The organism is Thiocapsa bogorovii (assembly GCF_021228795.1).
In the GTDB taxonomy this organism is placed as follows: Bacteria; Pseudomonadota; Gammaproteobacteria; order Chromatiales; family Chromatiaceae; genus Thiocapsa; species Thiocapsa bogorovii.
Map to the genome: position 1 here is coordinate 240,958 of NZ_CP089309.1, position 12,695 is coordinate 253,652.

The 12,695-nt window shown below is 67.5% G+C and carries 9 protein-coding genes; 2 read left to right on the forward strand and 7 right to left on the reverse strand.

Annotation, left to right across the window (positions count from 1 at the left end; translation table 11 throughout):
- Positions 1 to 58: 58 nt before the first annotated feature.
- The 7 genes from LT988_RS01100 to LT988_RS01130 all read right to left on the reverse strand — a co-directional run bounded on the left by LT988_RS01100 (position 59) and on the right by LT988_RS01130 (position 10,572).
- Positions 59 to 2,827 carry a putative virulence factor gene (locus LT988_RS01100; RefSeq protein WP_232408439.1) on the reverse strand — a complete coding sequence of 923 codons (2,769 nt, stop codon included), beginning with the start codon at positions 2,825 to 2,827 and terminating at the stop codon, positions 59 to 61.
- Positions 2,828 to 2,866: 39 nt separating this feature from the next.
- Positions 2,867 to 3,046 carry a hypothetical protein gene (locus tag LT988_RS01105; RefSeq protein WP_232408440.1) on the reverse strand — a complete coding sequence of 60 codons (180 nt, stop codon included), beginning with the start codon at positions 3,044 to 3,046 and terminating at the stop codon, positions 2,867 to 2,869.
- Complete coding sequence (locus LT988_RS01110) at positions 3,024 to 3,164, reverse strand: hypothetical protein (RefSeq protein WP_232408441.1); 141 nt, start codon at positions 3,162 to 3,164, stop codon at positions 3,024 to 3,026. The genes LT988_RS01105 and LT988_RS01110 overlap by 23 nt, the downstream gene beginning before the upstream one ends.
- Before the next feature lie 72 nt (positions 3,165 to 3,236).
- Complete coding sequence (locus tag LT988_RS01115) at positions 3,237 to 6,230, reverse strand: virulence factor SrfB (protein WP_232408442.1); 2,994 nt, start codon at positions 6,228 to 6,230, stop codon at positions 3,237 to 3,239.
- Between the two features lie 286 nt (positions 6,231 to 6,516).
- Positions 6,517 to 8,346 (reverse strand): SrfA family protein, encoded by a 1,830-nt coding sequence (locus LT988_RS01120; protein WP_232408443.1) that lies wholly within the window; start codon positions 8,344 to 8,346, stop codon positions 6,517 to 6,519.
- Entirely contained in the window at positions 8,343 to 9,842 is a 1,500-nt protein-coding gene (locus LT988_RS01125; RefSeq protein WP_232408444.1) for a hypothetical protein, read from the reverse strand. Before LT988_RS01125 ends, LT988_RS01120 begins: the two co-directional genes overlap by 4 nt.
- A gap of 172 nt (positions 9,843 to 10,014) precedes the next feature.
- Positions 10,015 to 10,572 carry a CDP-alcohol phosphatidyltransferase family protein gene (locus tag LT988_RS01130; RefSeq protein ID WP_232408445.1) on the reverse strand — a complete coding sequence of 186 codons (558 nt, stop codon included), beginning with the start codon at positions 10,570 to 10,572 and terminating at the stop codon, positions 10,015 to 10,017.
- A gap of 304 nt (positions 10,573 to 10,876) precedes the next feature.
- Between LT988_RS01130 and purM the strand changes: the two genes are divergently transcribed.
- Positions 10,877 to 11,950: a phosphoribosylformylglycinamidine cyclo-ligase gene (gene purM / locus LT988_RS01135; RefSeq protein ID WP_232408446.1), complete on the forward strand. Its 1,074-nt coding sequence runs from the start codon at positions 10,877 to 10,879 to the stop codon at positions 11,948 to 11,950.
- Positions 11,943 to 12,605, forward strand: a complete 663-nt coding sequence (gene purN / locus LT988_RS01140; RefSeq protein ID WP_232408447.1) for a phosphoribosylglycinamide formyltransferase — start codon at positions 11,943 to 11,945, stop codon at positions 12,603 to 12,605. The genes purM and purN overlap by 8 nt, the downstream gene beginning before the upstream one ends.
- Positions 12,606 to 12,695: the final 90 nt, after the last annotated feature.

Consider the following 12,695-nt stretch of genomic DNA (forward strand, 5'->3'; position numbering starts at 1 on the left):
GCGTCTTTGTCGGGCTGTAACCCGACCCACCGGGGGGTGCGGTTTTGCGAAAATCGCCTCAAGTCGACTCGGTGCCGCCCCCGGCCACCAGGGCGAGGATCTGCCCCAGTCGGGCATTCTGCTCCGGAGAGATGTCGCGCCCGGCGGCGTGTCCGGCGTTGGTGATCGCGAGCGCTCGGAACGCCTCGAACCAATCGACGATGTAGAGCGCCGGGAAGTTGACCGGTGTCTCGGGCAGCACGGGCATGCCGCGGGGTGGAATCGGCGGCGGAGGCGCAAAAACCGGGCGCTGCTGGCCGACGAGGGAGCGCGGGCGGTCGTCGGGCGGCAGGTCGTCGCTGCCGAGGTAGTCGACGAATCGATTGATGCGTGACGCGGTCACGTAGACCTGGCGCTCGGCGAGTTGAGAGCGCATCGCCGCGGTCTGCGACTCGGCGCTGTCGATCAGAGCGACCAGAGCTTGATCGAGGCCGGAGCGGTCGGCTCCGGTGATCAGCTCGCCGATCAGGTCTTCGAGCGCACCCTTGTCCAGGCCCATGTGGCGCAGCCAGTGCAGGTCCTCGGGGAGTGACTTGAGATGTCCGACCCAGTAGCTGAGGACGGCGCGGACGAAGCGTGCCGCGTTCTCGTTGGTCGCCGAGGGGGCCGCTCCATCGGCGCCGTCCTTGTTGACCGCAGGGCCCGTGCCCGAGGGATAGCCGGACGAGGACCCGCCCAGCAGGGCATCCAGATCGATCAGGCCGCCGTCGCCGCTCGGCGCCGGGGGGCGGGCCGCATCCGGCGCAGCGGTCGCGGTCGTCGACGCAGGCTGTCCGGCCGCCGCGGCGTCGGCACGCAGATAGAGTGCGCGCAATCCCTCCTTGGGCGGCTGCAGTGCACCGAGCAGGGCGGCGAAGCGATTCGGCCGCTGACGCAGCGCCCCGATCACCCGATCGGCGAGACGGCGTTTATTGTCGACCTCGGCCGCGCCCTCCGCGCGGAAGTAGGGTCCGAAGCGGTGCCGTACGAGCTCCTCGATCCCCGCGTCGAGCTGCTCGGCGATCCGGGCGAGCTTACCCTCGGGCGCGGCGACCCGGCCGAGATAGGCGGCGAGGCGGGAGATGCCGCCGTCGTTGAAGCTGAGCATGGCGTCCCAGGCGGCTTGGGGGTCCGCGAGATGCTTCTGGACCGTCGGATCCTCGCAGAAGGTGCGCCGCAAGAGGTCGAGCCGCGCCCGCTGGCCAGGCAGGATGCCCTGCTCGCCGCTCGCGTCGGTCTCGATCACGGCGGTTGCCATCCGTGGCTTGCGCACCAGGAAGAGATTGTCGAAGGGCTTGCCCGGCGACCATTCGCGCAGCCAGTCGTAGGCACCGAAGCGCTCCAGGAGGGCGAGCTTCATCATGCCTTCCCAGCCCTTGCGCATCAGATCCTCGGTCTCGCTCGGGACCGGGTTGAGGCGAAAGTCGAACATGGTAAAGGCCCAGATCAGGCCCGGATCGCGGCGCGCACGCGTGGCGGGATCGGCGCCCTGCGTGGCATGAACCCAGGTCTCCAGAACCGGCCCCAGGTCCTTGACGTCGCTCTGCTTGTGCGAGGGGGCGCACAGCACCAGGAGGTTCATCTCCTGATCGTCGGTGTAGCGCTCGAAGAGGAAGGCGACCTTGCCGCGCAGCACCAGTTGGGCGACCGGATCGACCTGGTCGTCCTGGAGTTGCTTGCGCACCTCGGCCAGGTTCGCGACCGCGAGACGTCCACGATAGCCGGGGAAGTCGAGCAGGTCGACCTGCTCCAGTAGCCCGGTGCGCGGGGTCTCGGCGAGCACGAAGCGCAGCTCCGTGGTCAGGGCCGCGAGCAGAGAGCGCGGCAGCGCGACTGCCGGCAGCAGCGTCTCGCCGCGACGCGGGACGATCTCGATGCGGTCGGCGTCGTCGCGCCCGAGCCGCTCGAGGATATCGACGTTCATGATGCTGTCGCCCTGGCTCAGCTCCCCGCTCGCATCGGTGCGCACCAGCGCGGCGAGCGGGACATAGGCGGCGTCGGCGTGACCTGCGTCGGCGAGCCCCCCGCGCAGGGCCAAATAGGTCTCGGTCAGCTCGCGCACCTCGCCCCAGAGGATGGAGAAGAGCGCGGCGCGCTCCGCCGGCTCCAGGTACGGCGCCAGCGCGATCGCGGTCGGCCAATAGTCGGCCTTGAGCTGCTCGGTGGTCTTGGGGAAGCGCTTCTCGAAATACTCGAGCAGGTCGACGACGTCGTCCTCGCTCACCCCGCCGGTGGGTGCGGCGGTCCGGCGTGCCTGCAGGGCGGCGAGGTGTCGACGCAGATGACCCGGCGAGAGGTCGACCTCGACCTGCTCCCGGTCGAAGTCATTAAAGAAGGCGTTGCCGAGCACCTTGGCCAGATCGACCTCGGAGAAGAGCGACAGCTCCAGCGGATAGCCCGGCGGTGCGGTGCTCGGGCGGCGGGTGAAGCGGGTCACCAAACCGGTCGCCTCCTTGCCGTGTCCGGGCGGGTTCACGTGCTGGATGAAGTTGAGCCGTCGGCCCTCGACCTGTGTCTCCAGCTCCCCGCTCTCCCCGGCCGCGAGGGCCGAGATCAGATAGGACTTGCCGGCCTGTGAGAGCCCGAAAAAGCCGACGCTGACCGAGCGCCCGGCAGCGCGTCCGAGGCGCGTGGCAAGATTTCGGGTCCGGCGCAGCTTGTCGGTCAGGCTGTCGGACTCGCGGTCGAGCCGCTGGGAATGACGGCGTACCTCGGCCACCCACTCGATCGCTTCGCCGCTGCCTTCGTACAGGGCGCGGCTGCGGCGAATCAGCTCGGCCGCGCGTGTATCTCGAGTGTCACCCGTCATCAGCGATGCTCCGCGCTGTCCCTTCTGAAGCTCATTGAATCATCCGATTGCCGACTGGTTGTGCTGTTGCTCCTGTCGAAGCCGCATGAGTTCGGTCCGTTTGCGCCAAAATTCGAGTTGCTCCTGTGTCGACATGCGGGCAGTCAAGCGGGCCACATGATCGGCACCACGCCGCTTCATTTCGATGCAATCAAGCTCATTCGTCGTCTTCTTGGTCATAGCTCAGGATCTCGGGAGGGGAATAGATGCCGATCTGGCCCTGGCCGTTGAGCGTATTCACGGCGTTGTACTTCGGGATCTTGTCAAAATGCACGATGTGCTTGAAATTCCAACTCACAATGAGACACCGAATATCGATGTATCGGCATAAATTCTCATGCCTGCCCCGTGCGCTGATCCGCGACCGCGCTCACGTGAAAATCGACCCGCTGTCGAGCCAATAGCTGTCCTGATCGAACCCGATACTGGCCAAGGTGTTGAGTTTGAGGGCCACGACACCGCGACCGAAGGCACGCCCGCCTTCCAGCTCCACGGCCGCGACGCGGAACCGCTCGGCATTCACGCCGCGCATCCGCTCCAGGCGCACCTGGAGCACGCCGCCTTGGGTGTAGAGCAGACGGCGGACCTCGTCGTCGGCGAAGTCGAGCAGATAGAGCGGCTGCGCACCCCAGCGCTCGGCGGCGAGTTGACGATAACCGATGTGCATCACCCCGGTCATGGGGATGGTGGTCTCGGGCAACTGGTACTCGGGGTCGTCGAGGTCGACGTCGCTGTAATAGATATCGCCGGCCTTGATCATCCGGTTGCGGTCGATCATGCCGAGATAGCGGATCGTCGAGTAAGGGCGAAAGGCGTTGGCTCGGAACGAGAAGTTGGGCAGCCGCCCCTGCCCGAGCAGACAGAGCATGGCGCCGACCGCGGCCGTGGTCTTGGGATCCGCGATGCGGCCGCGTCGATTGAAGGGATACCAGGCGCCGGTGCGATAGTCGTGCATCGCGATGATCCGATCCGGCGGCAACGGCAGGAGTGCGCGCACGAGCGCCTGGAAACCCGGCAGACGGGACGGTCGCCCGGTGAGCAGAAGCAGGTCGCAGTCGTAGAGGTGCGCGATCTCGCATAGGGAACGCACGGCGCGCGTGACCTCGAGCCGTTCCTCCATGAACAACTGATGGGTGCGGTCGAGATCGAGCCGAACCGGGCAGTCAAGCAGCGAGAAACCGATGACCGTCCCGCCGGTCGCGTCGCGCAGGCCGTCGGCGAACCAATCCAAGACAGCGTCGGTCGGGCGCTCGAGGCTGATCTCGGCGACCAGATCGGCGAGCGCGAGGGTCTGCGGCTCGCTTCCGTGCACGGGGTCAAAGCGCTCGTAGGCCTTCAGCACCGCGAGCCCAGCCGGGTACAGCACCTGCAGCGCCAGCTGCTGGCGGAGCATCCCCTCCTGGACATCGACGGGATCCGCGCCGATCAGGCGCGAGAGCAGAGCGTCGGGCTCTTCGACTCCGGCGCCGATCACCGCCTCCTTGAGAGCCGGCACCAGGGTCGCGCCGATGACCTCAAGCAGGATATCGTCCCCGGCGACCTTGAAGCCATCCCGAAAACGCTGCTCGGGCACGATGGTGCGATTGGCACCGGTGCGACCGCCTTCGAGCAGATAGTCGTTGATCACGAGATCCGTCGTCCCGCCGCCGATGTCGATGGTCGCGATCCGCAAGCGCGCCCCCTCGCCCCCGATCCTGCCTCCGGTCTCGGCGTCGCGGACCCGCCCGGCGATCGCGAAGAGCTCCTCTGCACGCCCGGCGAAGGTGTTCTGGATCTCGCTGTAGAGATAGACCGCCTGACTGCAGGTCGCCTCGTCCCAGCGCACCTCGATGGTCGGGAAGGGGGGCCAGGCCAGCTCGGCGCCGGGTCCCTCGATCGGCGCGTCCTCGGGGTGCCAGCCGAACGCCTTCCAGACCAGACCGACGGCCTGGTGCATCCGCTCGGCGAAGAGATCTCGCTCCTGTTTGGGCATCGAGGGCGGGATGGTCAGGATCAGCGTGCGCAGATGCCGCGGTAGATCGGCGGTGGGCATGCGCAAACGCTGCGCCGGGCTGTTGATCTGGCACAGTGCCTGTGTCAGAACCTCGGCCAACATGAACATCATCATGGCACTGCGCGAGTAGTGCGGCATGAAGACCGGCATGCGGTCGGCCTCGGGCAAGGTGTAGAGCGCTGTGCCGACCTCGTTGATGAGATTGCAGAAGGGCGCGGCCGTGGCCATCGGCTCGATCTCGGTGCGGACGAAGGCGCTGTTAAAGCGCCAGCCGGTGTCGAAGCGGTCCTCGTCCCAGAGATAGCGCTTCGGACTGGAGATCCCGGTGGCCCCTTCGGTCCCGCGCCGACGTCCGGCCATACGCGCCGCCTCCGGTCCGACGCGGGCGATGGTCGGCCAGAGGAAGGCCCCGGCGCGTCCGCTCTTGTGCGCCCAGTGCTCCTTGCCGAAGGTTGCCTGGGCCAGCTCGACGCGGCTCTCGAAGGGCTCGTTGTAGCGGTGCTGCGGCTGGGACAGGTCTCGCAGCTCCAACTCGTAACGGCGCCCGAGCACATCGCCCTCTTTGGCGTGCTGCTCGATGAGGATGCCGCAGGTGCGCGAGTTGCCGACGTCCAGCACCATGTCGACCGGCACGGCAGGCTGCACGTCGGTCGCCTTGTTGCCGAGCAGCTTGATCTCGGGGATACAGCCGGCCTCGCCGATCACGGCGAGCAGGTTGAGATAATGGGCATGGTGCGCGAAACGCTCGCGCTCCGCCTCCACGTCCTCGGGCGGCAGACGCAGGCGCGGACCGGCGCGCTCGTCGAAGACCTCCTGGATCCAGCCCGCCACCCACGGCAGCTCCGGGAACCAGCCGATCTCGTGCGCGCGGTGCGCGAAGGCGAAGGCCGCGCCCGCCCCGACATCCGCCTCGGTCGGGGCCAAATAGCGCAGATCCTCGGCATCGGCCAGCAGATTGGTGTCGATGGCGAGGGTGAGCCGGTGGGTGTGATCGGTCGCGGCGGCCTCTTCCGCGGACAGGGCCAAGAGCCGCAGCCGCGCCCAGGTCTCCGGCCCCGTTGCGAACCGCCGCGGCGGGTGCAGGCGCAGCACGGGCACCGGCAGCCAGATGCCGTCGAGCAGGCGCGCCGAATCGTCGACCGGAACACTCAGTTGGGACTTCAGCGGGATGCCCGGACGGTCGGGCCAGTAGAGCTGATTGGTGCGCTCGTCATAGAGCAGGCGCGCGAGCGAGCGGTTGCTCTCCTGCACCACGAACTCGCCCGGCAGGGCCTTACGCAACGCGAGGGTCAAGCCGAAGTCGAGGAACTGAACGCCGCTGTCGGCGATCAGCGTCACCTTGGTTTCGAAGTTCACCAGTCTCGCGAGCATGGGCTTTAACCTAAACCGCGCCCGGCGCGGTATGCGATGTTCTTGGATAGGGTCGGCCTCGGCGGACTTGACGACCGTTGGAGCCGGCGCGGTGTAGTCGGGCCAAAAACAGTCCGTAGGTCGGATGAGCGCAGCGAAATCCGACCGACGACCTCGCAGCAGACCGCCAACGCCGGTGTCGGATGACGGCATGCTTCGGCGTTCGTGACCACATGCGGCGCCGTGCCGGCGCGCCTAATCCGACCGACGACGCTACCAAAACCCTGCGCAGGGGCATTCCAGCCGTTCACTCGCCCGCCGCGCTCTGCACGTCGAGAGAAAAGGTGCCGCCGCCGGGATAGCGGCCGACACAATTGGGCTTGCCGTCCTTGCCCGGCGCGCACTCTACGCTCGGCCGCCCGAAGTTGGTGCCGTCGGCGCAGCGAATATCCCCGCTGCTGTCGATCACCAGCCGCTCGCCTTTGACCGATGCTGCGGCACCGCTCTGGCAGATACTGCCGTCATGTCGTTTAAGGCGCAATTGACCTTGACCGCCTTGTGTGCGGTATTCCATCTGGATCGGAAGGCCGGTCTTGGGGTCCTGCAAGGAGGTCGCGGTACGCCAGCCGCTGGTCAGACCGCCCAGCGCCTGTGCCGTCGCGCCCGATGCCGCGGCGGGCGGTGCGGTGCCGGGTCCGGCGATGTCTCCCTTGGCCGGCGGCGTACCCAAAACCGACCCGGGTGAGTCTTCGGTCGAGCCGGGTAGACCGGGCGCCGCCGGGATCGGATCGCCCTCGCCCGTCGGCGGTTCAGCGGCCGTCTCGGGCAAGACGGCGTCGGAGGTCTGCGGCCCCAGGGGCGTCTCCGCAGTTCCGTCTTCGGCCGTCTGTCCCTCCACTGGTGCCTCGTCGCCATCGGCCGTGGTCGGATCTGCGGGTGCGGGATCCGCCGGAGGATCGACGATCCCGGTATCCACGTCGGGATCGGTCGGGGACAGGTCGCTCGGAGGCGGCTCGGCCGATGGCAGACCGGCACCCGTCCCCGCAACCTCGCCCTCGATCGGCGTGGCCTCGGACGCATCCGAATCGAGCGTCTCGTCGAGGACCGAAGAAGGTTCCTCGGGCCCCTCCCTCGCATCCGCTCCGCTCGTCTCGTCCGGGACGGCGGACCCTTGAGACAGACGATCGGTCTCGTCCAGGAGGCTCGTCGAATCGCTCCCCGAGAGGACCGTTTCGTCCACTGAGACGTCCCGGTCCGTCGCCGAGACGGAGCTGATGTCGTCGGTTCGATTGCTCCGAAGCTCGCGCTCGATCAGGGCCCGATCCCGCAGCTGTCCGGAATCGATTGTCACATCGCGAACGACCGAGTCTTCAACAAGTGTCGGATCGACCGAGAGCGGCTCCTCGGTCGGCGCCTCCGAAGAGATCGGTGCGAGCTCCTCGGTCATCCATTCCGGGACCCATTCGGGGGCCCAATCGGCGATCGGCATCGAGGACTCGGACACGCAGCCGCGCAACAGGAAGAGAAACAGCAGCACCAATGCGAGCAGCAGGAGCGGAAACCAGATCCACCAGGGCAGACCGCGGCGAGGGGCCGGAGTCGCATCTCGAGGCGGCTCGTCGGTCAGGTCGAGCGACCACTCCGTCGGCGGGGCAACGAACCGCGCCAGATTCACCAAGGGGTCCGAGCCCACCGCCTCGCGATCGCGGACAAAACCCCAAAACGTCACGACCGGGCGACCGTCGACCAGATAGACATGGTCCTCGTCGGGGAAGTTGAAGACGTGAGCGAGCAGCCGGGCAAAGACCTGACGCTCGGGGTCCGGATCGGCCTGCATGGTGCCGGCAAGCTCGTCGATGCGGGTGCGATTCTCCAGGAGCTGACTTTGGGCCGAGAGCCGCTCCTCGGGGCTCGCCGCACTCCAAGGGACAACCAGGCCGGGACGCGGGGCGTACCAATCCAGGGTGTCGCCGTCCTCGTTGCGCTGCGGGATGGCAAAGCTGTCGGCGAGATCCGGGCCGAGCCGTCGGGCCAAGGCGGCACGCAGTTGGGCCGCGGCGAGATAAACCGGGTGGCCGACAGCGCCGACCGGGTGATAGTCGGTGAGTGTTCCGGTGCGCAGTAAAGGTCCAATCATGGTTGCTTGAGTCCCTCGCCGACGGCCTCTTCCAGTTTTTCCAGGGTATCGCAGCGCCCGAGTGCCTCGTCGAGCCGACCACGGATCGCGCGCAGCGGCTCCCGCTCGGCGTCCTCGGCGTCCAGTTCCCGGTCGAGCGTGCGCAAGGCTGAGCAGTCCATTTGCGCATCCACCAGCTTCTGCCGATAGCTTTGGGCGCGGGCGCAGCGAGCAAGCTCGGTGTCGAACCGCTCCCGCGCCGCCGCGAGCGGTGCACGGCCGACCTCGAGACCCGCCGACTCCCGATCCAGCTTCAGGATAGCCGCACAACCGCCGTCGTCCGCCTCGAGTGCCGCATCCAACGCGGCGACGAGCCGATCGGCCTCGGCGCAGCGTGTCAGCTCATGGGCCAGACGCTCGCGGACCGGTCGCCAAGGCGTCTCGTCCGGCGGGGCCTCGGCCGCCAACTCAGACGCCGGCTCCGACGCGGGCAGACCGAGTCCACCGCCCAGCTCGGCGAGCGCGGCGCAGTTGCCGAGTCGCAGCTCCAGCTCCGCCGCAGCACGGGTGGACGTCTCGCAGACACCGACACGCTCGTCAAGCCGTGCGACGATGCCGGCGAAGGGCTCGCGGCCGAAATCCCGTTCGGACGCCGACGGCTCGCCGCCCGATCCACCCAATCCTCGTCGAATCTCGGCGAGTCGCACGCAATCCCAATCGGCGGCGATCAACTCGCGATCGAGCGACTCGGCCGCAGCGCAACGGGCCTGCTCGGCGGCGATCCGTTCGCGCAGCTCCGCGTACCCTTCGCGCTCGGGATCGAGTCGGTCGAGCCGCAGCGCAAGCGCCCCGAGCCGGTCCGGCCCGTCGCATGCCGCGTCGAGCGCGGCTTGCAACTCGGCCGCGAGCGAGTCCGTCTCACGTCGGTCAAGCCAGAGCCAGCCGCCGCCCGCGAGCCCCGCGCCGAGGATCAGCGCAACCGTAACGGACCAACCCCATCCGACACGACGCCGGACGGGCGGCTCGGGCCCGGAGGCCGATGCGAGAGCAGGTCCGCGGGAACGCCCGTGCTTGCGCTCCTCGACGAGCACGAACCCCCAAAGCGTGAGCACGGGCTCGTCACCGATCACATAAACATGCGAGTCGTCCGGATACCGAGTCGCGGCGCGCAGGACGGCGGCGATGGACTCGGATCCTCTCACCCGCGTCGGCAGCGCATCGGCGAGACGGCGCAAGGCATCGAGTCGCTCTCCGAGCTTGGCCTTCATCTCGGCGCGGCGTGCGGCCGGCAGGTCGGTCAAACGCGTCGGCTGGCCCGGAAGATCGCTATACCAGTCGACCGTCTTGCCGTCGGCGCAGGGGACGGGCAAGGCGAAGACCGAGGCGGCGATGTCAGGCAGATGTCGGCGGATGAGTGTCTGAAGCTCGCGATGCAAGTCGTCGAGCCCGGCAAGCTCCGCGGTCGGCAGTCGATAACCGCTGATGTCGACCCGTGCGACCCGCAATGATGGTGCCAACCAAGCCTCCTTGGGCCTGCCCTAAGCCCGCCCCCGGCGACAACTTCGCGGAGGTCGGTTCCGCACAGCCTAACCCGACATCCGGTCTCCCGTCAGGCCGCGACGGGCTCTGTCGAACGGTGTCGCGACAGTCCGCGCGATGCGAGCCACGGCATGCGCCGACGCCGAAAGATCAATGCCCCCGCCAACCGCGCAGCTGCGCCTTCCGCCCCCAGATCCAAACATACTGTGCGCCGCTGACGACGACGGTCATAAAACAGGCCCAGATCATCGCCTCGATCAGCCCTTCGGGCAGCCTGAAGGGTCCTGCCGCCATGATGACCATCACCACCAGCACGATCTGGAGCACGGTGTTGAGCTTGCTGATCGGCAGTGGCGCAGCCTCGACCGCCTCGACACCGTAGTTGTAGACGACGGCCCCGGTGACGATCACGAGATCCCTCAGGATGACGGAGCCCACCAGCCAGACCGGAACCAGCCCCTGCCAACCCAGGACCAGAAAGCAACCGACCAGCAATGCCTTGTCGGCGAGCGGATCCAGGATCCCGCCCAAGCGCGTGCGCCAGTCGAATCGTTTTGCCAAAAACCCGTCCAGGCCGTCGGACACGCCCGCCGCCGCGAACAGGACGAGGGCCCATCCATACTCTTGGCGAAGAAGCAGGTAGATGACCGGCCCGACCGCGATGAGTCGCAGGACGCTGATGATGTTCGGAAGATCCCTGAGCTGCACGTACACACTCCGATCGCCGGGCGGCACCAAACCTTGATACCTGTCCGGTTGATGCTAGCCGGGTCTGTGGCGCCTGTCCAAGCCGAACGCGCGAGATCCTGTCTTTGATCCGCGGATTGTTCGGAGATTTCCATCCTCGATCGATGCGGGCTGCAGTGCCGCCCCGAGAGCCTGCCGGGGAGAGAGCAGGCTGATGCCCTCCTGTTCCAACCTCCGGCCGAGCGACGAGACTCACCTGCTTTCCGAAAAACCCACGCGCGCTCGGTATAGAATAGTCGGTCAACCCGTCCCTTGGAGCCAAAGCGTGACGCAGGATTCCGCCCCGCCCTCATCGCCATCCCTCAGTTATCGCGACGCAGGAGTCGACATCGACGCCGGCGCACGGCTGGTCGAGCGTATCAAGCCGCTCGCAGCCGCCACGGCTCGACCCGGTGTCATTACCGGGCTGGGCGGATTCGGGGCGCTCTTCGAGCTCCCGCTCGCCGATTATCGGCAACCCGTCCTGGTCTCCGGCACGGACGGCGTGGGTACCAAGCTCAAGCTCGCCATCGACCTGGGTCGGCACGACAGTATCGGCATCGACCTGGTCGCCATGTGCGCGAACGATATCCTGGTCAGCGGCGCCGAACCCCTGTTCTTTCTGGACTATTACGCCACCGGTAAGCTGGATGTGGAGGTCGCCGCGTCCGTCATCTCGGGCATCGCCCGCGGTTGCGAGCTCGCCGGATGCGCCTTGACCGGAGGGGAGACGGCGGAGATGCCCGGTATCTATAGCGCAGGCGACTACGACCTCGCCGGCTTCTGTGTCGGGATCGCGGAAAAGGCCGACCTCATCGTCCCGGACCGGGTCCGAGCGGGCGACGTTTTGATCGGGCTCGCCTCCTCCGGTCCGCACTCCAACGGTTACTCGCTGATCCGCAAGGTCATCGAGGTCAGCGGCGCCGATCTCGGCGCGGACCTGGCCGGTTTCAGTCTCGGCGAGCGGCTGCTGGCACCGACTCGGATCTATGTGCGCTCGGTGCTGCCTTTGACGCGGGCTATCAGGGTTCACGCTCTGGCACACATCACGGGCGGCGGATTGACCGAGAACCTGCCGCGGGTCCTGCCGGACGATACCCGTGCCGTCCTGGATCTCGCCAGCTGGACCCGCCCGCCGGTCTTCGATTGGCTCCAGACCAAGGGCGGCATCAGCGATGCCGAGATGCTGCGGACCTTCAACTGCGGGATCGGGATGGTCGTTGTCGTCGAGGCGGGCGATCTCAACCAGGCGCTCGAACGGCTGCGCGCCTCCGGCGAGGATGCGCGGGTGATCGGGCAGGTCGAGACGGGCCAAGGACCATCGTCCGTCCGGTACGTCGGCGAGGCCGCGCATGCCTGATGGCGGACGTCTGCGTGTCGTCGCCCTGATCTCGGGCAGCGGCAGCAACCTGCAGGCATTGATGGACGACGCGGCACACGGCCAGCGCTTCGAGATCGTCGCCGTCATCAGCAACCGCCCCGACGCCCTCGGCCTGGAACGGGCCCGGCGCGCCGGTATCCCGGCCGAGGTGTTGGACCATCGTGACTTCGCGGGGCGCGAGCCCTACGAGGCCGAACTGCGTGCCCTGATCGAGCGGTACGCGCCCGGCTTGGTCGTCTTGGCCGGCTTCATGCGGATTCTCACACCCGCTTTCGTCGTGCACTATGCCGGGCGGATGCTCAACATCCACCCCTCGCTCCTACCCAAGTTCAGGGGGCTCCACACCCATCAGCGCGCATTGGACGCCGAGGAGCGCGAGCATGGCGCCAGTGTCCACTTCGTCACACCCGAGCTCGACGGCGGACCTGTCGTCATTCAGGCTCGACTCGCAATCCATCCGGGCGAGGATGCCGCGACATTGGCGCAACGGGTGCTCGCGCTGGAGCACATCATCTATCCACGGGCCGTCGGCTGGTTCGCGCAAGGGCGCCTGCGATTGGGAGCGGATGGACGGCCCTGGCTGGACGGCGAGCCGCTGATGGCGCCGATCGTGATCGATGCCGCGGCCGGTTGAGGCGATTTCCGGGCGTCAGCATCCCGACTGCACATGGCCTGTGGAGTCGCCCCGACCCGGTCGTCGCTTGTTCTAAACCGCGTCCAGCCG

Coding starts and splice junctions, on each gene's coding strand:
- purN (WP_232408447.1), top strand. CDS start 11,943: ATGCCTGATGGCGGACGTCTGCGTGTCGTCGCCCTGATCTCGGGCAGC.
- LT988_RS01105 (WP_232408440.1), bottom strand. CDS start 3,046: ATGACCAAGAAGACGACGAATGAGCTTGATTGCATCGAAATGAAGCGG.
- LT988_RS01100 (WP_232408439.1), bottom strand. CDS start 2,827: ATGACGGGTGACACTCGAGATACACGCGCGGCCGAGCTGATTCGCCGC.
- LT988_RS01120 (WP_232408443.1), bottom strand. CDS start 8,346: ATGATTGGACCTTTACTGCGCACCGGAACACTCACCGACTATCACCCG.
- LT988_RS01115 (WP_232408442.1), bottom strand. CDS start 6,230: ATGCTCGCGAGACTGGTGAACTTCGAAACCAAGGTGACGCTGATCGCC.